The sequence below is a fragment of the Pseudomonas sp. HP_14 genome, from assembly GCF_055283875.1.
Genome location: NZ_JBTOQI010000003.1, coordinates 174481 through 197308 on the forward strand (window position 1 = coordinate 174481; position 22828 = coordinate 197308).

Annotated in this window: 19 protein-coding genes; 9 read left to right on the forward strand and 10 right to left on the reverse strand. The window is 57.9% G+C overall.

All coding sequences use genetic code 11. From position 1 onward, the window contains the following. Positions 1-41: 41 nt before the first annotated feature. On the reverse strand, positions 42-1178 hold the full coding sequence (gene ssuD, locus ACYASS_RS03970) for an FMNH2-dependent alkanesulfonate monooxygenase (protein WP_087266249.1): 1137 nt from the start codon (positions 1176-1178) through the stop codon (positions 42-44). 248 nt (positions 1179-1426) lie between these two features. Between ssuD and ACYASS_RS03975 the strand changes: the two genes are divergently transcribed. The 4 genes from ACYASS_RS03975 (at position 1427) to ligD (ending at position 5890) form a co-directional block, all read left to right on the forward strand. Continuing rightward, positions 1427-1750 carry a type II toxin-antitoxin system HigB family toxin gene (locus tag ACYASS_RS03975; RefSeq protein WP_463585170.1) on the forward strand — a complete coding sequence of 108 codons (324 nt, stop codon included), beginning with the start codon at positions 1427-1429 and terminating at the stop codon, positions 1748-1750. Continuing rightward, on the forward strand, positions 1747-2229 hold the full coding sequence (locus tag ACYASS_RS03980) for a helix-turn-helix domain-containing protein (RefSeq protein ID WP_463585171.1): 483 nt from the start codon (positions 1747-1749) through the stop codon (positions 2227-2229). Before ACYASS_RS03975 ends, ACYASS_RS03980 begins: the two co-directional genes overlap by 4 nt. Positions 2230-2363: 134 nt before the next feature. Further along, positions 2364-3266 (forward strand): non-homologous end joining protein Ku, encoded by a 903-nt coding sequence (ku, locus tag ACYASS_RS03985; RefSeq protein ID WP_463585172.1) that lies wholly within the window; start codon positions 2364-2366, stop codon positions 3264-3266. A 32-nt stretch (positions 3267-3298) separates the two neighbouring features. Further along, positions 3299-5890 (forward strand): DNA ligase D, encoded by a 2592-nt coding sequence (gene ligD / locus ACYASS_RS03990; RefSeq protein WP_463585173.1) that lies wholly within the window; start codon positions 3299-3301, stop codon positions 5888-5890. Between the two features lie 596 nt (positions 5891-6486). On the opposite strand, the gene ACYASS_RS03995 is transcribed toward ligD, so the two are convergent. Continuing rightward, positions 6487-6783 (reverse strand): hypothetical protein, encoded by a 297-nt coding sequence (locus tag ACYASS_RS03995; protein WP_463585174.1) that lies wholly within the window; start codon positions 6781-6783, stop codon positions 6487-6489. A 154-nt stretch (positions 6784-6937) separates the two neighbouring features. On the opposite strand from ACYASS_RS03995, the gene ACYASS_RS04000 reads away from it, so the two are divergent. Next, positions 6938-7912 (forward strand): aldo/keto reductase, encoded by a 975-nt coding sequence (locus tag ACYASS_RS04000; RefSeq protein WP_463585175.1) that lies wholly within the window; start codon positions 6938-6940, stop codon positions 7910-7912. Positions 7913-8039: 127 nt separating this feature from the next. Here the strand turns inward: ACYASS_RS04000 and ACYASS_RS04005 are convergent, their stop codons facing one another. From ACYASS_RS04005 to glcD, 6 genes are all read right to left on the reverse strand, one after another. Next, positions 8040-9353 carry an MFS transporter gene (locus ACYASS_RS04005; protein WP_463585176.1) on the reverse strand — a complete coding sequence of 438 codons (1314 nt, stop codon included), beginning with the start codon at positions 9351-9353 and terminating at the stop codon, positions 8040-8042. Positions 9354-9434: 81 nt separating this feature from the next. Further along, complete coding sequence (gene pssA / locus ACYASS_RS04010) at positions 9435-10778, reverse strand: CDP-diacylglycerol--serine O-phosphatidyltransferase (protein ID WP_463585177.1); 1344 nt, start codon at positions 10776-10778, stop codon at positions 9435-9437. 191 nt (positions 10779-10969) lie between these two features. Then, the gene (locus tag ACYASS_RS04015) at positions 10970-11377 is read right to left on the reverse strand and encodes a heme-binding protein (protein WP_463585178.1); all 408 of its coding nucleotides are present in this window, start codon (positions 11375-11377) and stop codon (positions 10970-10972) included. A gap of 34 nt (positions 11378-11411) precedes the next feature. After that, positions 11412-12638, reverse strand: coding sequence for a glycolate oxidase subunit GlcF (gene glcF / locus ACYASS_RS04020; RefSeq protein WP_463585179.1), 1227 nt, complete (start codon positions 12636-12638; stop codon positions 11412-11414). A 2-nt stretch (positions 12639-12640) separates the two neighbouring features. Beyond that, positions 12641-13717: a glycolate oxidase subunit GlcE gene (gene glcE / locus ACYASS_RS04025; protein ID WP_463585180.1), complete on the reverse strand. Its 1077-nt coding sequence runs from the start codon at positions 13715-13717 to the stop codon at positions 12641-12643. Beyond that, the gene (gene glcD / locus ACYASS_RS04030; protein WP_463585181.1) at positions 13717-15216 is read right to left on the reverse strand and encodes a glycolate oxidase subunit GlcD; all 1500 of its coding nucleotides are present in this window, start codon (positions 15214-15216) and stop codon (positions 13717-13719) included. The genes glcE and glcD overlap by 1 nt, the downstream gene beginning before the upstream one ends. Positions 15217-15416: 200 nt before the next feature. On the opposite strand from glcD, the gene maiA reads away from it, so the two are divergent. Both maiA and hppD read left to right on the forward strand, forming a co-directional pair. Continuing rightward, complete coding sequence (gene maiA / locus ACYASS_RS04035; protein ID WP_463585200.1) at positions 15417-16055, forward strand: maleylacetoacetate isomerase; 639 nt, start codon at positions 15417-15419, stop codon at positions 16053-16055. 142 nt (positions 16056-16197) lie between these two features. Further along, a complete protein-coding gene (gene hppD, locus ACYASS_RS04040) occupies positions 16198-17274 on the forward strand; it encodes a 4-hydroxyphenylpyruvate dioxygenase (RefSeq protein WP_122666378.1) in 1077 nt (358 codons plus the stop codon). Between the two features lie 119 nt (positions 17275-17393). Here hppD and ACYASS_RS04045 read toward each other — a convergent pair whose 3' ends face one another. Continuing rightward, positions 17394-18191 carry an IclR family transcriptional regulator gene (locus tag ACYASS_RS04045; RefSeq protein WP_463585182.1) on the reverse strand — a complete coding sequence of 266 codons (798 nt, stop codon included), beginning with the start codon at positions 18189-18191 and terminating at the stop codon, positions 17394-17396. Between the two features lie 310 nt (positions 18192-18501). Here ACYASS_RS04045 and hmgA point away from each other — a divergent pair, with 310 nt between their 5' ends. Both hmgA and fahA read left to right on the forward strand, forming a co-directional pair. Further along, on the forward strand, positions 18502-19809 hold the full coding sequence (gene hmgA, locus ACYASS_RS04050; protein ID WP_463585183.1) for a homogentisate 1,2-dioxygenase: 1308 nt from the start codon (positions 18502-18504) through the stop codon (positions 19807-19809). Beyond that, positions 19806-21104 (forward strand): fumarylacetoacetase, encoded by a 1299-nt coding sequence (gene fahA / locus ACYASS_RS04055; RefSeq protein WP_463585184.1) that lies wholly within the window; start codon positions 19806-19808, stop codon positions 21102-21104. Before hmgA ends, fahA begins: the two co-directional genes overlap by 4 nt. Before the next feature lie 252 nt (positions 21105-21356). On the opposite strand, the gene ACYASS_RS04060 is transcribed toward fahA, so the two are convergent. Continuing rightward, positions 21357-22826: an N-acyl-D-amino-acid deacylase family protein gene (locus ACYASS_RS04060; RefSeq protein WP_463585185.1), complete on the reverse strand. Its 1470-nt coding sequence runs from the start codon at positions 22824-22826 to the stop codon at positions 21357-21359. Positions 22827-22828 lie beyond the last annotated feature (2 nt).

A 22828-nucleotide genomic window follows, 5' to 3' on the forward strand; every position in this document is an offset into this window, starting at 1 on the left:
TTTCGCTATCCGATAGCGCGATGTCAGTTCTCGCGTACTACCTATTTCTGCGGCGGCAAATCGTTGGCAATCATTTCCCCGAACGGCCCGGTCAGGTTGGTGATGCCACGTCCGGCCAGGCTGCGATACGGCTCGGGCAGCAACGGGAAAACCAACTCGGCGAAACGGTAGGCTTCTTCCAGATGCGGGTAGCCGGAGAAAATAAAACTCTCGATGCCCAGATCGGCGTATTCCTTGATGCGTGCCGCAACTTCCTGCGGGTTACCGACCAGTGCGGTACCGGCGCCACCGCGAACCAGGCCCACGCCCGCCCACAGGTTTGGCGCGATTTCCAGGTTATCCCGACGGCCATCGTGCAAGGCCGCCATCCGACGCTGACCTTCGGAGTCAAAGCGCGAGAAGGATTTCTGTGCCGCAGCGATTGTCTCGTCGCTGATGTGCTCAATGAGCGTACTGGCTGCTTTCCATGCCTCTTCGCTGGTCTCACGAACAATCACGTGCAAACGAATGCCGAACTTCACCGTGCGGCCCTTGCGGGCTGCGCGCTCGCGGACATCGGCGAGTTTTTCCGCAACCGCGGCTGGTGGCTCGCCCCACGTCAGATAAACATCCACCTGATCGGCAGCCAGTTCATGGGCGGCTTCTGATGATCCACCAAAGTAAAGCGGCGGATAGGGCTTCTGAATCGGCGGATAAAGTGCTTTGGCGTTTTGCACGCGCAGGTGCTTGCCTTCGAAATCCACAGCTTCGCCTTGCAGCACACGACGCCAGATCTGCAGGAATTCATCGCTGACTTCGTAGCGTTCGCTGTGGTCAAGGAAGCTGCCATCACCGCGGTTTTCATCCGGATCGCCGCCGGTCACCACGTTGATCAACAGACGTCCGCCAGACAAGCGGTCCAGGGTCGCAGCCATCCGCGCCGAGACTGTGGGCGAAATGATGCCGGGACGGATCGCCACCAGATACTTCAATTTCTCGGTCAGGGGGACCAGTGCAGAGGCGATCACCCAGGAGTCTTCGCAGGAACGGCCTGTGGGGATCAATACGCCGTGGTAGCCCAGATCGTCTGCTGCCTGAGCGACCTGCTTGAGGTAGTTCAGGGTTACCGGGCGCGCACCTTTGGTCGTGCCCAGGAAATGACCGTCGCCGTGAGTCGGAAGAAACCAGAAAACATCCATGACAAAGCCCTTGAGCCGCAAGCGGCGCTGATGTGTTGATTGACTGTTGCTCAGCCAGCAATAGGTCCCTGTTATAAAGCTTTGGGTTTATTCCTCAAAAGAACGGATATCCATATTTTTATATCTTTATTGAATATGCGATTTGCTGGCACGCGGTTTTTTAATGTGTGAGGACCATAAACATTAGAGGCGGTTGACAGTTTGGCAACGAGTATCTAGGGTTGCCAAAAATTCAACAGGGATGATGGATGAGGGTTTTCAAGAAAATCGCATTTGATGACGCTGCCAGGCGGTATCCCAATGATGCCTCCAATCTCGATGCGACCTACAGGTTGCTGAGTCGGTCAATTGCCGACACCCCCAGCGAGCTCCAGGGCACCTTCAACACACTTGATCGCTTCACCCATAGAAACGGCTGGTACGTCATTGATATTGGCGGTAACAATCTGCGTCTTATCGCAGCGATTGAATTTAATAAACAGCTGGTTTTCGTGAAGCATATCTACACCCATTCCGAATACACCAAGGCCAATAAGTGCTACCAGAAGCAGAGAACGGGGATCCGACCATGAGTCCTGCATCAGCTGAACGAACTGTAGACAACGCAGCCATTCGCGAACTGGCGCAGCGCATGGAAACACTCCGCCTGGACATGGATCGTCTGGGCGCGCATTTCATGCATCACATTGATTCGCCCGAAGATTATCAGCAGGCATTGAAAGTCATCGATGAACTCACCGACGCCCAGGAACTGACGTCAGTCGAAAGCAATTTACTCGAGATGCTCTGTGACATCGTTGAACGTTATGAAAGCAATGCGCCACAGTTTTCGGCATTCAATGCGCGTATAGCCGGGTTGACGGAAGTGGACCTACTCAAGGCATTGATGCTGCAGAACCAGTTAACCGGTGCAGACCTTCCTGAGATTGGCGATAAAAGCGTGGTGTCGCGTATTCTCAGCGGGCAGCGTCGATTAACCATCGAGATGGTCGCCAGGCTTGCAGCGCGGTTCCATGTCGATCCTGGAGCATTTGTCCCTCGCATTGCATAGGGTCATAGCTGACGACATTGAAAAAACCCGCCGAAGCGGGTTTTTTCGTACTCAGCAACACCCCGTCACTCCCTTCGAAACTTTTGCCGTATCGCCCCGGTCACTTTTAAACACCTCATAAAGGGAATCGGGCGATGGCTAGGGCAATCTGGAAGGGCGCGATCAGTTTCGGGCTGGTGCATATCCCTGTCGCGCTGGTTTCAGCGACCTCTTCACAAGGGGTGGATTTTGACTGGCTGGACAAGCGCAGCATGGATCCCGTGGGTTACAAGCGCATCAACAAGGTCACCGGCAAAGAGATGACCAAGGAAAATATCGTCAAAGGGGTGCAGTACGAAAAGGGCCGCTATGCGGTCCTTAGCGAAGAAGATATTCGCGCTGCACACCCAAAGTCTACCCAGACCATCGAGATTTTCGGTTTCGTTGCCGGTGATCAGATCCCTCTGCAGAACATCGAGACACCTTATTACCTGGCGCCCGACAAGCGCGGTGAGAAGGTCTATGCCTTGCTGCGCGAAACCCTCGTGCAAACCAAAAAAGTCGCGCTCGCCAATGTGGTCCTGCACACCCGTCAGCATCTGGCGGCCGTCATGCCGCTGGAATCGGCGATGGTGCTGGTCCTGTTGCGCTGGCCTTCGGAGGTTCGCGGTCTGGACACACTGGAACTGACGGATGCAGTGACCGATGTGAAACTCAACAAAAGCGAGCTGACCATGGCCAAGCGCCTGGTTGAAGACATGAGCGCCGACTGGACGCCGGAAGATTACCGCGACACCTTCCAGGATCAAATCATGGAACTGGTGGAAACCAAAGCCCGTGAAGGCAAGCTTGAGAATGTCGAGACGGAGACTGAAGACACCGAGCGTAAAAGTGCCGATGTCATTGACCTTACCGAGTTGCTTAAACGCAGTCTGGCGGGCAAAGGGTCAGTCAGCAAAAAACCGGCGAAACCTGCTGCCAGCAAAGCCGAGCCTGCAGAAAAAGCCCCGGCCAAACGTCGTGCACCTGCGCGAAAGAAAACCACGAAGGCATCCTGAGGAGTATTGCCTGACGCCGTAGAGGATCAATTATGGCCAAGCCGCTTAGTGAATATGCTCGCAAACGTAATTTCGATATCACCAGCGAACCGGCAGAAGCGCCGAAAAAGGCCAAGGGTAAGGCGCACGCTTTGAGTTTCGTGATTCACAAGCACGACGCGCGAAACCTGCATTACGACTTTCGCCTTGAGCTGGACGGAACGCTCAAGAGCTGGGCGGTACCCAAAGGGCCCAGTCTGGACCCGTCTCATAAACGTCTTGCGGTCCATGTCGAAGATCATCCACTGGGCTACGCCGGCTTTGAAGGCAGTATTCCTGAAGGCCAGTACGGCGCGGGGGATGTGATTGTCTGGGATCGCGGCATCTGGCAGCCTCATGGTGATCCGCAGAAAACCTACAAGGACGGCAAACTCAAGTTCACCCTCGTTGGGGAGAAACTCACCGGTGAATGGGCGTTGGTTCGCACGCGTCTCAAGGGCAGTGGCGACAAGGAGCAGTGGTTGCTGATCAAGGAAAAAGATGAGATTGCCAGACCCGGCGCTGATTACGACATCGTCGTCGATCAACCGCAGAGTGTGATCAGCGGGAAGTTGGTGGGCAAACCCGCGACGGATAACAAAGCAGCCCCGGCTAAGGCGACGGCGCCTAAAGCCAAATCTGCGAAGACCAAGCCTACAAAGGCCAGCCAAGCCGCAAGCGTCGTGCCTGAAACGCTCGCCCCGCAACTGGCCACGCTGGTTGACGCGCCCCCCAGTGGCGACTGGCTTTACGAAATCAAATTCGACGGCTACCGGATCATGACCCGTATTCTCGACGGCGAGGTGCGGCTATTCAGCCGCAACGGCCATGACTGGACCGACCGTCTCCCGCTGCAGGCCAAAGCACTGCAGGTAATGGGCCTCAAGGACAGCTGGCTGGATGGCGAGATGGTCATGCTCAATGAAGACGGTTTGCCGGACTTTCAGGCGTTACAGAACGCGTTTGAAATCGGCCGCAGCAAAGAGGTGGTTTATTTCCTGTTCGATGCGCCTTTCATTGAGGGGCGAGATCTGCGTGAAACTCCACTGGAGGAGCGCCGCACCGCGCTGAAAAAACTCCTCGCCAAGAGCCGCAGCAAGTTGCTGCGTTTCTCGGATGCGTTCATGTCCCGGCATCAGGACATTGTTGAAAGTGCCAGTGCCATGGGCCTCGAAGGGGTTATTGGCAAACGGGCCGGAAGCCTCTATCTCAGCAAGCGCAACCCGGACTGGATCAAACTCAAGTGTCGCTTGCGTCAGGAGTTTGTGATCGTCGGCTATACCCAGCCGCAAGGCTCGCGCAGCGGCTTTGGGGCTTTGCTGCTGGCGGTTAATGGGGATGAGGAGGACTCGGGGCTAATGTACGCAGGGCGTGTTGGTACCGGTTTCTCCGAGCGGACACTCAAACAGATAAGTGAACGCGTGAAAAAAATGCAGCGCGATTCATCGCCGCTGGATAAAAAACTCACCAGCGCTCAAGGACGTGGCGTTCACTGGATTGAGCCGGAGTTGGTCTGCGAAGCGGAGTTTGCTGAATGGACCCGTGAAGGCATTATTCGGCAGGCGGCCTTTATCGCACTGCGCAGTGACAAGCCCGCAAGCCAGGTGGTTCATGAATACCCGCAGGCGGCCAAAAACCTTAAAAAAGCATCTCGATCCAGCCCAGTAAATACCGAAAAGACCGGCAAAGCTGCCGTTCCCAACAAGGGCCGAATGATCATTGCCGACGTCAGTATCAGCCACCCAGACCGCGTGATCGACACTGACAGTGGTACGCAGAAAGCCGACCTTGCGCATTATTACGAAGCGATTGCCGACTGGATCCTGCCGTATCTGAAAAATCGCCCGGTGTCCTTGCTGCGTTGCCCGGAGGGCGTCGCCGGTGAGCAGTTCTTTCAAAAGCATTCTGAAAAGCTGGCCATTCCCAATATCAAGCAGCTTGAGCCCGAGCTGGACCCTGGGCATGCGCGTCTGATGGAAATCGATACCGTGCAAGCGCTGGTGGGGGCCGCGCAAATGGGCACTATCGAACTGCACACCTGGGGGGCGACCAGTGACCGTATCGAGACGCCTGACCATTTTGTACTTGATCTTGACCCGGATGACGCGCTGCCTTGGCGCAGTATGATCGAGGCGACCCAAATGACTCTGGCAGTGCTGGATGAGTTGGGCCTGGACGCCTTTATCAAGACCAGCGGCGGGAAGGGCATGCACATCATCGTGCCGTTACAGCGTCAGGCGGATTGGGAATCGGTGAAAGCCTTCGCCAAGGCCATCGCCGAGTTTATCGCGCGACAACTGCCCGAGCGGTTCACTGCGACGATGGGTCCGAAAAACCGGGTCGGGAAAATCTTCATTGATTATCTGCGCAACAGCCGCGGAGCCAGCACCGTGACGGCTTATTCGGTGCGCGCCAGACCGGGTTTGCCGGTGTCGGTGCCCGTTGCCCGCGAGGAGCTGGAAAGCCTGAAGTCAGCGCAGCAATGGAACGTCGGTAATCTGCAACAGCGTCTGCGCAAGCTCAAGGCTGATCCGTGGAAGGGCTACGCCAACCGCCAGCGGATCACCAAAAAGATGTGGAAGCAGTTGGGTGTTGAGGGGCGATAAATACTTGATTGAAATACATTCCCGCTGCTAGAGCCAGACAGGCCTATGAGCATCGCCACAACCTCTGTAGGAGCCGAGCTTGCTCGCGATGAACGATCACGCGGTATGCCTGCTTTATTGGGCTGGCCTTATCGCGGGCAAGCCCGGCTCCCAAAGGATCGCGGTGATCCAGACAGGCCTATGAGCATCGCCACAACCTCTGTAGGAGCCGAGCTTGCTCGCGATAAACGATAACGCGGTATGCCTGCTTTATTGGGCTGGCCTTATCGCGGGCAAGCCCGGCTCCCACAGGATCGCGGTGATCCAGACAGGCCTATGAGCATCGCCACAACCTCTGTAGGAGCCGAGCTTGCTCGCGATGAACGATCACGCGATATGCCTGCTTTATTGGACTGGCCTTATCGCGGGCAAGCCCGGCTCCCACAGGATCGCGGTGATCCAGACAGGCCTATGAGCATCGCCACAACCTCTGTAGGAGCCGAGCTTGCTCGCGATAAACGATCACGCGGTATGCCTGCTTTATTGGGCTGGCCTTATCGCGGGCAAGTCCGGCTCCCACAGTGGGGGGCGGATTTCAACTGATCAACGCAGCCCTGTTACCCACGCGTGTCCGCCTGCTCAGCCGGATAAAACTGGCCTTCCATATTCAGTTTCTGCAGTAACTCCCGGACCGTAGCCTCAATGTCGAACACGGTTGTCGGATCCCCGATGTCGCCCATTTTTACCACCAGGCGGCTGCTGTTCTGATCGTGAGTGCCTTCGCTGAGCATGTCGTGGGTGAACACCTTTTCGGCGCGCCATAAACACAGTTCAGTGGATCCATTCAGCCAGATTTCGTTGATTGTTCTAAGGTCAGTGGTAGCCAGTTGATCCGCAGTGATCATCTTGTCCATGGTCGTGTACCTGTCAGTGAGTCGATACAGGTCTGACGTGCTGCTGTCGCTCGTCGTTCAACCTTCGAAACAGTTGCTGTTGAACCGGCATCAGTCATTTGAGTCGATCTTTCAACGTCGCAAGGACAGGCACCTGCAAACAAAGGGGAACCCCATGACGCACTCTGCTGGTTTTTCTCGCAGAAAAATACTCACGCTGGCCGCCGGGGCTTCAGCGGTTTTCACTTTCGATTCGGCCGCTGCACAGTCAAGACCCCCGACTATCACGTCGCCCACGTCGCCTTCTACGGTGGATACAGGAGTAAAGACCATGCTGACCCGTACAATCCCGTCGAGCAATGAACCACTTCCAATGGTGGGATTGGGCACTTACCGTGGTTTTGATGTCGCGACTTCAAGTCCTGCGTACAAGAGTTTGTCTGCGGTGCTTGATGCACTGTTTGAAAAGGGCGGAACCCTGATCGACAGTTCGCCCATGTATGGGCGCGCCGAGCAGACCACGGGTGAGCTGTTGTCGATCCACAAGCCTCGCTCTCCGGCCTTCCTGGCCACCAAGGTGTGGACTCGCGGGCGGCATGAAGGCATTGAGCAGATGGAGCAGTCGTTCAAGCTGTTGCAGACTGACCGTATTGATCTGATGCAGATCCACAACCTGCTGGACTGGAAAACCCACTTGCCCACGCTGCGCAAGTGGAAGGAAGAAGGGCGCATCCGCTATGTCGGCATCACCCATTACACCTCGTCGGCGTACGATGATGTAGAAGCAGTGCTCAAGGCTGAGCAGATGGATTTTCTGCAGATCAACTATGCGCTGGATGATCGCGGGGTCGAGAAGCGCATTTTGCCGTTGTGTCGCGAAAAGGGTGTGGCAGTGATCTGCAACCGGCCATTCGGTGGCGGCGGGCTGCTGGGGCGGTTGCAGGGCAAGCCTTTGCCTGGCTGGGCAGCGCAGGTCGGGGTCACCAGTTGGGCGCAGCTGGCGCTGAAATTTCTCCTGGCTCATCCGGCGGTGACGTGCGTGATCCCGGGCACCGGTAATCCAAAGTACATGCTGGAAAACGCCGGTGCGGGCTTCGGCCCGATGCTGACCGGCGCGCAGCGTGAGCAGTTGATTGATCTGGTGGGGTAGCGCAATAGTTCAGCAAACGAGTGATCGGTAGGAGCCAACTTGTTGGCGAGGCTTTATTTTTGTGTTCGCAGGTCTGGCGTCTCGCGAACAAGTTCGCTCCTACCGGTAGTTGGTGTGGCTAATGACCTCAGCGATTCACCAGTTTTGCAGGCAGGGCAATCACCAGAAAGCTGCTCAGGATCAGGCAACCGGCGAAGAACCACATGGCCCCGGCGCTGCTGCCGGTGATGTCGATGGCCATGCCCATCAGGGAGTTGCTGACCAGCCCGGCAATGTTCGCCAGCGAGCATGCCAAGGCGAAGCCGGTGGCGGCGGCGCGGCCTTTGAGGAAGGTCGCGGGCAGGCTGAAAAATACCGGTACCGCGCCGATGATCGCGGCAGAAGCGATCGCAAACAGCAGCACGGTTGCCACCAGATCATGGGTGAAGAAGGTACTGCTGGCCATCGCCACCGAACCAATCAGGAACGGCACAATGATGTGCCAGCGCCGTTCGCGATGACGGTCCGAACTGGCGCCGATCAACAGCATGCCCAGTAGCGCCGCGACGCTGGGTAAAGCGGTCAGCACGCCGATATGGAAAGTGTCGATCACGCCCGCATTGCGAATGAACGTCGGCATCCAGAATCCCATGGCATAGGCGCTGAGCAGGATCGAGAAGTCGATACCGCCCAGCATCCATACTTTCAGGTTGAAAAAGCCGTCGCGGAAGCTTTCCTTGCTGTGGCCGTCATCTGTCTCATCGAGACGGAGCTCGCTCTCCAGCAACGTCTTTTCTTCGCGGCTCATCCACTTTGCCTGCTGGTAGTTGTTCGGCAGGGCCCAGAAGGTCAGAACCCCCAATACGACGCTCGGAATTGCCTCAAGGATGAACAGCCATTGCCAGCCGCGCAGCCCGGCGGTCTGGTCGAAATGGCTCATGATCCAGCCGGACAATGGGCCGCCGATCACGCTCGATAACGGCAGGCCGATCATGAAAAGGGCAATCACACGCCCACGTCGATACGTCGGAAACCAGCTTGTCAGGTAAAACAGCACACCGGGTAAAAAACCGGCTTCCGCTGCGCCCAGCAGGAAGCGCACTGCGTAGAACTGCATCGGCGTGGTGACAAGCATGGTGCAGGCAGAGAGCAACCCCCAGGTAATCATGATCCTCGCGATCCAGATCCTCGCGCCAACCTTCTCCAGGATCAGGTTGCTGGGGACTTCGAGCAGGATGTAGCCGACGAAAAATAGCCCTGCACCCAGGCCAAACGCGGTTTCGCTGAACTGCAATTGATCAAGCATCTGCAGTTTGGCGAAGCCGACATTGATCCGGTCCAGATACGCGGCCAGATAGCAGAAGCACAGGAACGGAATCAGCTTCCAGGTGATCTTGCGATACAGCGCCTTGACCGGGTCGGCACTGTTGGTCGCCATTGTGTTCATGTTCGCAGAGGGCATGGTGGTCTCATGACAGAGCCTGTGTTTTTTGTTTCAACGCTTGAAGGCCGGGCGCACGAGCCTGCTCGGACAAGTGTTGTATCAGAGTATGCGATACAGCAGCCGCTCTGCGCGAACCCGACTGACCCTTCTCAGAAAAGTCCGTACGGCAGACGGATATTCAGAGAGGGTATCCAGCTCGTCGTATTTACCGACCCGTTGAGTGTTGCGCATCAATTGCTCGACTTCTGCTTCCCGGGGTGCGATCCACTGGCCTTTGGGGTCATCAATCAGCAGACCGTTTTCCAGGTCCAGATTGAATGCACGTGGGTTAAGGTTGTTGCCGGTCAGCAGAGTGTAGCGATCATCGACCCACATACCTTTGAGATGGAACGTGTTGTCGCCGTCCTTCCACAAATGCAGGTTGAGCTTGTGGCGGGCGATGGCATTCTGATGCTTCTGGGCAAAGCGTCGCAGGCTGATTTCGTAGAGATAGGGCAGGGCGGAAATGACTTTGAACGGTTCTTCCGCCGGGATGAAAAAGTCATTGGCGGTCTTGTCGCCGATGATGATATCGACCTTCACCCCACGCTTGAGCGCGCGGTTGATTTCTCGCTTGATCGACAGCGGTACGTTGAAATAAGGCGTACAGATGGTCAGGCGGTGTTTGGCTGTTGCGATCAACTCCACGATGGTGCGGTTGAGCGCATTGCGCGGACCGACGCCCAGTAGCGGAATCACCCGTAGCTCGCCATTTTCAGGCTCACCTTGATGCGTATCGTAAGACGCGCGCTTGAGGTGGTTGCGAAAGGTACGGATCTCACTACGCAGGCTGCGCGATGTCGGCGGCGACGGCAGGTCCAGGCGGTGGACTGCACGGGACGGTAAAATCTCGCGCTGCACCATTTCCTGAAAAGAGTCCGCCAGGTCTTTGCAGTGCAGGACGTGGTAGCGGTCCAGGCGGTATTTATCGAGCTTGTGCAGGTACACATTGTTGATGCTGGCGCCGCTGTAGATCACGCAGTCATCGATCACGCTGCCTTTCAAATGCAGTACGCCGAACAATTCACGGGTCTGCACCGGCACGCCATATACCGGCACTTCCTGGTCGTACTCCAGATGCTGCGCCTGATACCACGCCGCATTACCCAACTGACGTCCGGCACCGATCAGGCCGCGCTGGGCTCTGAACCAGTCCACCAGCACCACGACCTCCAGCTCCGGCCTTGCAGCCTTGGCGGCATACAGGGCGTCGAGGATTTCCTGACCGGCTTCATCTTGCTGCAGATACAGGGCGATCACGTAGATACGCCGGGTCGCGGAAGCGATCTTCTCCAGCAGGCAGCGACGGTAGTCGGCGGCTGAGGGCAGAATGGTGATTGCAGTGTCAGGCAGGGTAAACCCGCGCAGTGCGGCAAGGGTGGAGCGACGGAAGTTGGACCGCATAAGCCTCTCGAAAGGTTAAACCAACAGGTTGTGAGCTTACACGAGCGAGCAGGGTTGGTCGTGGTCCGCAACGTCAGCGCTCAGCCGCTTTAAACGGTAGGAGCCAACTTGTTGGCGAGGCAGCGGACCTGCGTCGTCAGAAATTGCGCCTCGCGAACAAGTTCGCTCCTACACAGTTTGTTTCGCTGGATTTACCCCGCGTTCACCGCAGCCACTCCGGCCTTGGCCACTTGCGCGTCCTGTGCGGCCTGCACACCAGAGACACCTACCGCGCCAATCACCTGACCCTCGACAACCACGGGCACGCCGCCTTCCAGGGAAGTGACGACCGGCGCGGACAAGAACGACGTACGACCGCCGTTGACCATTTCTTCGTAACTTTTTGATTCACGGCGGCCCAGGGCGGCGGTGCGGGCCTTTTCAATACCGATGTAGCCGCTGATAGGCGAGGCACCGTCAAGACGCTCAAAGGCCAGCAGATGACCACCGTCATCGACGATTGCGATGGAAACTGGCCAGTTGTTGCTGATGGCGTCCTGGCGAGCCGCAGCAAGGATTCGAGTCACTTCAGTTTGGGTCAGCACAGCTTTGGTTTTCATCGTTTACTCCAGATAGTTGTTGTAGGCGGGAGAGTTAATCGGTGCCCTGCAAAGCCTCTTCTAATAGTTCGATCCAGTGCCGCACCGGCGTGCGACCCGTACCGGACAAATGAGTCTGGCAACCAATGTTCGCTGTCGCGATCACATCCGGTTTGCCACTTTCCAGGGCGTTCATTTTGTTGTCACGCAGTTGGCGCGACAACACCGGTTGCGTGATTGAATAAGTCCCTGCCGATCCACAGCATAGATGGCTGTCGGGTACGGCAGTCAGATTGAAGCCCAGGCGCAACAATACACTTTCCACTGCGCCACCGAGTTTCTGAGCATGCTGCAACGTGCAAGGGCAATGGAAGGCCAGGCGCAGATCGCTGCGGATTCCAAGACGTTCAAGGGGCTCGTCGCGCAGCACCTCCACCAGATCTTTTGCCAGTTCACTGACCCGTTGTGCCTTCGCCGCATAGGCCGGATCGTTGCTGAGCAGATGTCCGTAATCCTTGACGAAGGCTCCACAACCGCTGGCCGTCTGGACGATAGCCAGCGCGCCGTTCTCGATGTCTGGCCACCAGGCGTCGATGTTATGTCGGGCGCGATCAAGGCCAGCGTCCTGAGCATTCAAATGGTAGTCCACTGCGCCACAGCAACCGGCCTGCGCAGCGGGCGTGACGCTGATCCCCAGACGGTCCAGTACTCTGGCGGTGGCCGCATTGGTATTGGGTGACAAACCGGGTTGTACGCAACCTTCGAGTAACAGAACCTTGCGCGCATGACGCACGCTTGGGCGGGCTTTGGCGGGCGTAATGGTCGTTGGCAGTTTTAGCTTCAAGCCTTCAGGCAGCATGGGGCGGAACGTGGTGCCCAATTGCGTCAGCGATTTGAACAGACTGGCGTTGGGCAGCACATTACGCAAGCCTTCACGCAGTACTCGCTGCCCCAGCGAACGCGGGACTGCCGCGTCGACAACCGCGCGGCCGATATCCAGCAGGTTGTGGTAATCAACGCCGGAAGGGCAGGTGGTTTCGCAGTTGCGGCATGACAGGCAGCGATCCAGATGCAACTGGGTTTTCTCGGTGACTTCATTGCCTTCAAGCACTTGCTTGATCAGGTAGATACGCCCGCGTGGGCCGTCCAGTTCGTCGCCCAATAGCTGATAAGTCGGGCAGGTCGCATTACAGAAACCGCAGTGCACACAGCTGCGCAGGATGCTTTCGGCCTCCTCGGCGCGGGGCAGTTGTCGGGCCTGGTTGCTCAGGGTGGTCTGCATGGTCAGATCTCCGCGTACATCCGCCCCGGATTGAAGATTCCGTGGGGGTCGAGTTGAGCCTTGAGCTGGCGGTGATAGCGCAACAGGGTTGCAGGCAGCGGATGGAAAGGGCTGTCCTGCAGGCCGTGGCTGTAACATTGGGCGTGACCGCCTGCTGCACTGACCGTGGCGCGAATCGTCGCGTTGTCGGCATCGGATTTCAGCCAGCGTTGCGCTCCCGCCCAGTCGATCAGTTGCTCGCCGGGTACATCCAGAACGTCGGTGTTATTCGGCAGTGACAGGCGCCATAGCGGTGATCCACTGGAGAAAAAATCCAGCTGGTGTTCGTTGAGCTCCTGCCAGTACGCGGGGTCGATGCGCTCGCCGCCAAGCCGCTCGTGGGCCGCTGCCACCGAGCCTTCGCCGCCTTCAAGGCGCAGGCGCAGCACGCCGTTTTCAAAACTCGCCGCGCTGATGGGCAACGGTTGCTGGCCCCATTCCGCAAGGCGTGCCAGGGCGCGACTGCTGTCCATTTCCAGCGCAATACTGCTGCACAAACGGGGTTTGGGCAGGACCTTCAGAGAGACCTCTGTCAGTACACCCAGGCAGCCGAAGCTACCCGCCATCAAGCGGGAAAGGTCGTAACCGGCGACGTTTTTCATGACTTCGCCGCCAAAGCGCAAATGCTTGCCCAGCCCGGTGATCACTCGGGTGCCCAACACGAAGTCCCGCACAGAACCGGCCCATGGGCGGCGTGGCCCTGACAGCCCGGTTGCGACCATGCCGCCCACGGTGGCTTCGCCAAAATGCGGAGGCTCGCAGGGCAGCATTTGCCCGGCAGCATCCAGCGCCGCACACAATTCCTGCAGAGGCGTTCCGGCGCGGGCGGTGATGACCAGTTCCGTCGGGTCATAGCTAACGATGCCGCTGTGCGTTCGGGTATCGAGTATTTCTCCTGCCACTTCGCGGCCGAGAAACGCTTTGCTGTTGCCCCCCTGAATACGCAGCGGTGTCGCCGTTTGCAGCGCCTGATTGACTTGCTCCAGCAGCGCGGCACTGGTGTCAGCGTCTGGGTTATGAAGAAGCGGATCAGCAATCATCAGAAGCGCTCCAGTTCAGGGAAGGGCAACTTGCCCATGTGCACATGCATCGCGCCGAATTCGGCACAGCGGTGCAGGGTCGGGATGTTCTTGCCGGGATTGAGCATGCCACCGGGGTCGAAGGCGGCTTTCACTGAGTGGAACAAGGTCAGCTCGTCACTGTTGAACTGGGCGCACATCTGGTTGATCTTCTCGCGCCCCACGCCATGCTCGCCGGTGATGCTGCCGCCGACTTTGACGCAGAGTTCGAGAATCTTGCCGCCCAGCGCTTCGGCACGATCCAGTTCACCCGGTTGATTGGCATCAAACAGGATCAACGGGTGCATGTTGCCGTCACCGGCATGGAACACGTTGGCAACCCGCAGGCCGTATTCCCCGGACAATGCGGCGATGCCTTGCAGAACGCCGGGTAACTCCCGACGCGGTATGGTGCCGTCCATGCAGTAATAGTCCGGAGACAAGCGACCGACAGCCGGGAAGGCGTTTTTACGACCGGCCCAGAAACGTACGCGTTCGGCTTCATCCCTGGCCTGGCGAAGCTCAGTGGCACCGGCCCTGGTCAACACCTCACGAACCCGTTCGCAGTCGTCGTGGACGTCGGCTTCAACCCCATCCAGTTCGCACAGCAGTATCGCTTCAGCGTCCACTGGATAACCGGCGTGAATGAAGTCTTCGGCGGCGCGAATCGCCAGGTTGTCCATCATCTCCAGACCGCCAGGGATGATCCCGGCAGCAATAATGTCTGCCACGGCCCGGCCGGCTTTTTCCACGGAATCGAATGCGGCCAGCAGTACTTTCGCGACCTGCGGCTTGGGCAACAGTTTGACGGTCACCTCAGTGATGATCCCGAGCATGCCTTCCGAACCGGTGAAAAGTGCGAGCAGGTCGAAGCCCGGTGAGTCCAGTGCCTCCGAACCCAGTGTCAGGTGTTCGCCTTCGACGGTGAGAATGTCCACCTTGAGCAGGTTGTGCACGGTCAGTCCGTACTTCAGGCAATGCACGCCGCCTGCGTTTTCCGCAACGTTGCCCCCGATTGAGCAGGCGATCTGCGAAGACGGATCCGGTGCGTAATACAGTTCATAAGGTGCTGCGGCCTGGGAAATCGCCAGGTTACGCACGCCAGGCTGGACGCGGGCAGTGCGTGCGGCGCGATCTATTTCGAGGATTTTGTTGAAGCGTGCCATTACTAACAGCAGGCCTTGTTCCAGCGGCAGCGCGCCACCGGACAAGCCAGTGCCGGCCCCTCGGGCGACCACAGGCACCTTCAGGCGGTGGCAGATCTTCAGCAGCGTCTGCACTTCTTCAAGGTGACGTGGCAGGGCCACCAGCATGGGCGTGGTGCGATAGGCCGATAACCCGTCGCACTCATAAGGGCGCAATTCCTCTGGACGATGGAGGATGTCCAGGTCCGGCAATTGGCGTTGCAGCTCAGCCAGTAGCAGTTGTTTGTCGACAACCGGCAGCACGCCATCGACGCGCTCGTCGTAGAGAATATTCATGATGCGTCGTGACCCTGTGTTGTTTTTATAGGGCAGTCCTGGAACATCAGGCAACTTGCATCATTAGGGGTTCCAGGCGGATCTGTCCATGATTTCAATTCGCCCTTTAGTCTCAGGCGCGATTGACAGCGGACCGGCAATCGCGCAATTTACGTATTGCGTAAATAAATTACGAAGAATAATAAGAAATGACTCAGCCCTTGGACCTCTTCACTTATTACCGCTCGACCTCCAGTTACCGGGTTCGCATTGCGCTTGCACTCAAAGGCCTGGATTACAACGCGATCCCGATCAATCTGATTCGCGATGGCGGCGAGCATCTCAAACCTGAATACCGGGCGATAAACCCGCAAGGCCGTGTGCCCGCTCTGCGCGTTGACGATGGTGTGGTGATCACTCAATCCGCGGCAATCATCGAGTACCTCGAAGAGCGTTATCCCGAACGTCCGCTGTTGTCTGCAAATATCGAACTGCGCGCCCGGCAGCGCGCGGTGGCATCACTGATCGCCTGCGATATCCATCCGCTGCACAACGTTTCGGTGCAGAATCGTTTGCGAGGGCTGGGTCATGGCGAAGATGAAGTCATTCAGTGGATCGGCCACTGGATTCGTGAGGGTTTCGCGGCGGTCGAGCAGATGATTGGTGCCGAGGGGTATTGCTTCGATGAAACAGTCCCAAGCATCGCCGATGTATATCTGCTGCCGCAAATTTACGCAGCCCGCCGCTTCAACGTCGACCTGACTGCGTGCCCACGCATTCTGCGGGTTGAAAAGCTCGCGCTGGACCATTGGGCATTTCAGGCGGCGCATCCCGATGCGCAACCGGACAAGCCGGAGTAGTCTGCCCTTATGAAAATTCTTGGCCTGCAACTGATCTTTGGTGATTTCCTCGCTCGCAGCGTGCGAGGCATCCCGTGTGCGCCGCCCGCTGGAAAGTGACGTTCAAACCGCGTTAATCCACTTTCCAGCAAGGAGCCAGACCATGGCTGATTTATATGAGAACCCGATGGGCCTGATGGGTTTTGAATTCATCGAGTTCGCTTCGCCAACGCCCAATACCCTTGAACCTGTCTTTGAAATCATGGGTTTCACCAAGGTGGCGGTGCACCGCTCCAAGGATGTCGTGCTGTATCGTCAGGGCGACATCAACATCATCCTCAACAACGAACCCAATAGCCCCGCCTCCTATTTCGCCGCCGAGCACGGCCCGTCAGTGTGTGGCATGGCGTTTCGTGTCAAGGATTCCCACAAAGCTTACCAACGTGCTCTGGACCTGGGCGCGCAGCCGGTGGAAATCGCCACCGGGCCGATGGAGCTAAGACTGCCAGCCATCAAGGGCATCGGCGGTGCGCCGCTGTACCTGATCGACCGTTTTGGCGAGGGCACATCAATCTACGACATCGATTTCAACTTCATCGAAGGTGTGGATCGTCATCCGGTAGGCGCGGGGCTGAAGTTCATCGATCACCTGACCCACAACGTGTATCGCGGACGCATGGCCTACTGGGCGAACTTCTACGAGAAGCTGTTCAACTTTCGCGAGATTCGCTACTTCGACATCAAGGGCGAGTACACCGGCCTGACCTCCAAAGCCATGACTGCGCCGGACGGCATGATCCGTATCCCGCTGAACGAGGAATCATCTAAAGGGGCAGGGCAGATTGAAGAGTTCCTGATGAAGTTCAACGGTGAGGGCATCCAGCACGTGGCGTTCTTCACCGACGACCTGATCAAGAGCTGGGATGCGCTTAAAGCTATAGGCATGCGCTTCATGACTGCGCCGCCAGAGACCTATTACGAAATGCTCGAAGGCCGTTTGCCGAACCACGGCGAACCGGAAGCCGAATTGAAAAGCCGCGGCATTCTGCTGGATGGCTCATCTGATGGCGGCGAGCGGCGCCTGTTGCTGCAGATATTCTCGGAAACCCTGATGGGCCCGGTGTTCTTCGAATTCATCCAGCGCAAGGGTGATGACGGGTTTGGCGAGGGCAACTTCAAGGCGCTGTTCGAGTCGATCGAGCGCGATCAGATCAAGCGTGGGGTTCTGGCGGTGGAATAAGCAGGCTCGGAAACTGACCTGGAATGCGTTTTAACTGTGGAAGCTCTGCTTGTCCGGGATTGGGTGTTAACCCAGTCTCAGACACACACCGCCTTCCCGGTTAAAGATAGAACCCTGCATCAACCCTCAAATATCGCGACATCTCCACCCATCCTCACGCTGATCACTTGCGCCGTGGCTCTTAGCCGTTGCGCTGCTTCGGCCTGGCGCTCGTCAGTGAATACCGACGCCGAGCCGACCATGGTGATCACCCCGGCCAGTTTGTTGCCAACGCTGAAGACTGGCGATGAAACCGCATTCACTCCGGCCATCAACAATCCTCGAATCTGATGCACGCCGCTGCTGCGAATGTCATTCAGGTGCTGCTCGATTTCGTGCAATTGCGCAGCGTTGAGTCGCGCAGATTCTTCACTGCGCAGTTCGCTGGTTTCGCTCGCACCGAGGAAGCTGTCGAACACCAGCCCTGTCGAGGAGCCGAGTAACGGCAGCACCGAACCGACCTGAGTCACCAGCGTCACCGCGCCACTTGAAGGCTCGACGTAAACCACAGTCGGCCCCTTGTTGCCCCAGACCGCCAGGAAGCAGGTTTCATTAAGCTCATCACGCAGGCTTGCCAGATGGGGGGCGGTGATTTTCAGTACGTCCAGATGGCCGACCGCCGCCAGGCCGACATACAGCGCTTCGCGGCCTAAAGCATAGTGGTTGGTGACCGAGTCTTGTTCCGCAAAGCCACTGGCAATCAGTGCCTGCAGATAGCGATGTACTTTGCTGGCGGGCATGTCCACATGCTCAGCCAGCTTTGACAGCGAGGTCGCAGGGGCCAGTTCTGCCAATGCCTTGAGGATGCCCATGCCCACTTCGGCAGCCTGCACCTTTTGCTGACGCCCGCCTGTGGGGCTTTCGATATCTGCGGTCATGTCGGTGGGGGCTACGCTGGTCTGAGAAGGCTGCTTTTATAGCTTGACCGGCTTTCAAACTCAAATTACGTTATGCGTAATCGTTTTCTATTAAGTGTAATTTTCTATTTTGATGCTCCTGTAAAAGAAATACGGGATGAAATGCACGTTCTGTAGGAGTGAGCTTGCTCGCGATATGGTCTATTAGTTGACGACTTTTTCGCCTGAACTGACGGTATCGCGAGCAAGCTCACTCCTACAGACTTTGCTTCGCGGCAGCGCTGTGTCAGCGATACAGGGCGATCTCTTATAAAAACAAGAAGAGGTTCCGATGGTTACTCATCCGTCTCCGGAGTCGCTGATCTATCAGCCTGGCTTCGGTAACCAGTTCAGCAGTGAAGCGCTGCCTGGCGCATTACCCGTGGGGCAGAACTCGCCGCAGAGACATCCCTTGGGTCTGTACGCCGAATTGCTTTCGGGCACTGCGTTTACCGTCCCGCGCGCAGACGCTCGCCGAACCTGGCTCTATCGCATAAAACCGTCGGCCAGCCATCCGCAATACCAGCGGCTGGATCGACAGATCATTGGTCAACAAATGGGGCCGATCACCCCCAATCGGCTGCGCTGGAATGCCTTTGATATTCCGGCTGATCCGACTGACTTCATCGATGGCCTGCACGTCATGGCCAGCACCCACACTGCAGATCAGAGCGAAGGCGTCACGCTTTATAACTACTGCGCCACGGCTTCGATGCAGCGGGCTTTTTTCAACGCCGACGGTGAATGGCTGATCGTTCCGCAACTGGGACGCTTGCGCATCGTCACCGAGTTGGGTCTTCTGGATATTGCTCCGCTAGAAATCGCCGTGCTGCCTCGGGGCATGCGCTTCAGTGTGCAGTTGCTGGACTCCAGTGCCCGGGGATACGTCTGTGAAAACCATGGCTGCGCATTGCGCTTGCCAGAGTTGGGGCCGATTGGCAGCAATGGCCTGGCCAACCCCCGGGATTTTCTCGCGCCCTGTGCATGGTTTGAGGAACGCGATGAGCCTGTCACGCTGGTGCAGAAGTTCCTTGGCGAGCTATGGGTCACGAAGCTTGATCACTCGCCGTTCGACGTGGTGGGCTGGCATGGCAACAACGTGCCGTACAAATACGACTTGCGTCGTTTCAACACCATCGGCACGGTCAGTTTCGATCACCCGGACCCCTCTATTTTTACCGTACTGACATCGCCAGGTGCCGTAAACGGTCAGGCCAATATCGATTTCGTGATCTTCCCGCCGCGCTGGATGGTCGCCGAAAACACCTTCAGGCCGCCCTGGTTTCACCGCAACCTGATGAACGAATTCATGGGCCTTATCGACGGGGCCTACGACGCCAAGGCCGAAGGGTTCATGCCTGGCGGGGCTTCGCTGCACAACTGCATGAGTGCCCATGGGCCGGACAATGCGACAGCGGAAAAAGCCATTGCCGCACAACTGCAACCGCACAAGATCGATAACACCATGGCCTTTATGTTCGAGACCGGCAAGGTGCTGCGTCCCAGCCTGCACGCGCTGCAATCGCCGCAACTACAAACCGGTTACGACGCCTGCTGGGCGGGCATGGCCAGGACGTTCAATAAGGAAGTACCGAAATGAATACGCCCGCACACAGCCGCAGCTGGGTGGTATCCGCCAACGGCCATGCTGACTTCCCGTTGCAGAATCTGCCGTTGGGCATCTTCAGTCGTGGCGACTCCGCCAAACGAGGCGGTGTTGCCATTGGCGACTCTATTTTCGACCTGCAGGCAGCGTTGCAAGCGGGGTTCTTTAACGGCGCGGCCCGGGACGCTGCGCAAGCTGCCAGTCGCGATCAGTTGAATGATTTTTTTGCCCTGGGGGCGCTCGGACGCCAAGCGTTGCGCAGTGAACTGCTGCTCTTGCTGGACGAACACAGCCCGCAACGAACGCGCCTTCAGGGGTCCAGCGAGTTGCTGTTGCACCCGATGAGCGAATGTCAGTTGCACCTGCCTGCACGTGTGGGCGATTACACCGATTTCTACGTCGGCATTCATCACGCAATGAACGTCGGCAAGCTGTTCCGGCCGGACAATCCGCTGTTGCCGAACTACAAGTACGTGCCCATTGCCTATCACGGACGCGCTTCGACGCTCGGTGTGTCCGGCGCTTCGATCAAGCGGCCCAACGGCCAAACCCTGCCGCCAGACGCGGAGACGCCGCAGTTTGGTCCAAGCAAACGCCTGGATTATGAGTTGGAAATGGGCGTCTGGGTCGGTGAGGGCAACAGCGATGGCGAACCCATCGGGATCAGTGACGCGGCGCAGCATATTGCCGGTCTGTGTCTGCTCAATGACTGGTCTGCGAGGGATCTGCAGGCCTGGGAATACCAGCCGTTGGGGCCGTTCCTGTCAAAGAGCTTCGCGACGACGATTTCCCCTTGGGTGGTGACCGCTGAAGCACTGGCGCCGTTTCGCAGTGCCCAGCCTGCACGCCCCGAAGGTGATCCGCAGCCGCTGCCGTACCTGTTTGATGAAGCGGACCAGCAGGCAGGCGCGCTGGATATCGAACTGGAAGTTTTGCTGCTGACCCGACACATGAAGGCACAGGTAGTACCCGCGCAGCTTCTGGCCCGCAGCAACACCCTGAACATGTACTGGACCGTGGCGCAAATGCTGACTCACCACACTGTGAATGGCTGCAAGTTGCAACCCGGCGATCTGCTCGGTACCGGCACCCTGTCCGGACCGCAGCCGGGGCAATTCGGTAGCTTGCTGGAAATGACCGAGGGCGGTAAGCACACCGTCGAGTTACCGGGCGGTGAGGTGCGGCGTTTTCTGGAAGATGGCGATGAAGTCATCTTGCGCGCCCGGTGTAAGCGGGAAGGGCAGGTGTCGATCGGGTTTGGTGAGTGTCGGGGGATTGTCATCGGTTAGGTTCTGCCAGCGATGGCGAGCGCTGTCGCGCAGCAAATGGTTGACCTGTAGGAGCCAACTTGTTGGCGAGACGTCGGACCTGCCTAGTCAGAAAATCCGCCTCACCAACAAGTTGGCTCCTACAAGGTCTGCGTTTCAAATCCATCGTCCGGGCAGACCGCGATCGCAGCCTTCGGCAGCTCCTACAGGTCTAACGTTTGCCGCGAGACAGCGTGATGCAAGGGATACAGAAGCAGCTCCTTGGGGCTGCGGTCAGGTGGATGATTGCGCAAACCCCGCCACCAACGAGCCACTCCTGGGCAAGAACTTCCCTTGCCGTTCACCCTGCGCCTTCCCGTCTGCGTAGCTCAACTGGCCATTGACCCAGACCCCGTCGATACCTTCGGCGGCGCGTTTCGGGTCCTTGAAATCTGCCACGTCGCGCACGGTGTCCGGGTTGAACAACACCAGATCGGCCCAGTAGCCTTCGCGGATCAGCCCGCGCTCATGCAAGCCAAAGCGCGCTGCTGAAAGGCCCGTCATTTTGTGCACCGCGGTATGCAGCGGGAACAGGCCCAGGTCCCGACTGAAGTGGCCAAGCACGCGAGGGAACGCACCCCATAGCCGTGGGTGTGGAAACGGGTCCTCGGGCAATCCATCCGAGCCGATCATCGACAGCGGATGGCTCATGATTCGCTCCACGTCTTTCTCGTTCATGCCGTAGTACACAGCGCCCGCGGGTTGCAGCTTGCGGGCGGTGTCCAGCAGCGACAGTTGCCAGTCGGCGGCGATGTCTTTCAGGTCGCGGCCACTCTGATCCGGGTGCGGCGTTGACCAGGTAATGGTGATGCGAAAGGCATCGGTGACTTGTTTGAGGTCCAGTGTCGACGAACTGGCCGCATAGGGATAACAATCGCAACCCACTGGATGATCCTGAGCCGCCTTTTCCAGCGAAGCGAGTAATTGTGGACTGCGCCCCCAGTTACCGGCACCGGCGCATTTCATGTGGGAAATCACCACCGGCGATTTAGCGTGACGACCAATCTCGAATGCCTCATCCATGGCTTCCAGCACGGGCTCGAACTCGCTACGCAGGTGGGTGGTGTATGCCGCGCCAAAGGCCGTCAGTTCTTCGGCCAGTTGTTTGACCTCAGTCGTTTCTGCTGAGAACGCGGAGGCGTACGCCAGACCGGTAGACAAGCCCAATGCACCGGCCTCAAGGCTGTCGCGCAACTGGGCGCGCATGGCACTTATTTCGTTCGGGCTGGCGCTGCGCTGCAGATCATCCATATGGTTGCTGCGCAGCGCTGTATGGCCGATCAGCGCTGCGACATTGACCGCCGGATGTGCTGCGTCCACGGCATTGCGATAGTCGCTGAAGCGCGGGTAAACGAATGCGGCGGCAGTGCCCAGCAAGTTCATTGGATCCGGTGGGTCTCCAGCCAGGGAGACAGGCGAAGCACTGATCCCGCAGTTGCCGACAATCACGGTGGTGACGCCCTGGCTGATCTTGGGAAGCATGGCCGGATGGCGAATCACCACGGTGTCGTCGTGGGTGTGTACGTCAATGAATCCTGGGGCCAGCACACGGCCTGCGGCATTGATCTCGTGTTTTGCCGAGACACCATCGAGACTGCCGATGCGCTGGATGCGGCCTTCTCGTATCGCCACATCAGTACGCACGCCAGGGGTATTGCTGCCGTCGATCACCAGCGCGTCGCGAATGATCAGGTCATAAAGCATGG

Coding starts and splice junctions, on each gene's coding strand:
- ssuD (WP_087266249.1), bottom strand. CDS start 1,178: ATGGATGTTTTCTGGTTTCTTCCGACTCACGGCGACGGTCATTTCCTG.
- ACYASS_RS03975 (WP_463585170.1), top strand. CDS start 1,427: ATGAGGGTTTTCAAGAAAATCGCATTTGATGACGCTGCCAGGCGGTAT.
- ACYASS_RS03980 (WP_463585171.1), top strand. CDS start 1,747: ATGAGTCCTGCATCAGCTGAACGAACTGTAGACAACGCAGCCATTCGC.
- ku (WP_463585172.1), top strand. CDS start 2,364: ATGGCTAGGGCAATCTGGAAGGGCGCGATCAGTTTCGGGCTGGTGCAT.
- ligD (WP_463585173.1), top strand. CDS start 3,299: ATGGCCAAGCCGCTTAGTGAATATGCTCGCAAACGTAATTTCGATATC.
- ACYASS_RS03995 (WP_463585174.1), bottom strand. CDS start 6,783: ATGGACAAGATGATCACTGCGGATCAACTGGCTACCACTGACCTTAGA.
- ACYASS_RS04000 (WP_463585175.1), top strand. CDS start 6,938: ATGACGCACTCTGCTGGTTTTTCTCGCAGAAAAATACTCACGCTGGCC.
- ACYASS_RS04005 (WP_463585176.1), bottom strand. CDS start 9,353: ATGCCCTCTGCGAACATGAACACAATGGCGACCAACAGTGCCGACCCG.
- pssA (WP_463585177.1), bottom strand. CDS start 10,778: ATGCGGTCCAACTTCCGTCGCTCCACCCTTGCCGCACTGCGCGGGTTT.
- ACYASS_RS04015 (WP_463585178.1), bottom strand. CDS start 11,377: ATGAAAACCAAAGCTGTGCTGACCCAAACTGAAGTGACTCGAATCCTT.
- glcF (WP_463585179.1), bottom strand. CDS start 12,638: ATGCAGACCACCCTGAGCAACCAGGCCCGACAACTGCCCCGCGCCGAG.
- glcE (WP_463585180.1), bottom strand. CDS start 13,717: ATGATTGCTGATCCGCTTCTTCATAACCCAGACGCTGACACCAGTGCC.
- glcD (WP_463585181.1), bottom strand. CDS start 15,216: ATGAATATTCTCTACGACGAGCGCGTCGATGGCGTGCTGCCGGTTGTC.
- hppD (WP_122666378.1), top strand. CDS start 16,198: ATGGCTGATTTATATGAGAACCCGATGGGCCTGATGGGTTTTGAATTC.
- ACYASS_RS04045 (WP_463585182.1), bottom strand. CDS start 18,191: ATGACCGCAGATATCGAAAGCCCCACAGGCGGGCGTCAGCAAAAGGTG.
- hmgA (WP_463585183.1), top strand. CDS start 18,502: ATGGTTACTCATCCGTCTCCGGAGTCGCTGATCTATCAGCCTGGCTTC.
- fahA (WP_463585184.1), top strand. CDS start 19,806: ATGAATACGCCCGCACACAGCCGCAGCTGGGTGGTATCCGCCAACGGC.
- ACYASS_RS04060 (WP_463585185.1), bottom strand. CDS start 22,826: ATGCTTTATGACCTGATCATTCGCGACGCGCTGGTGATCGACGGCAGC.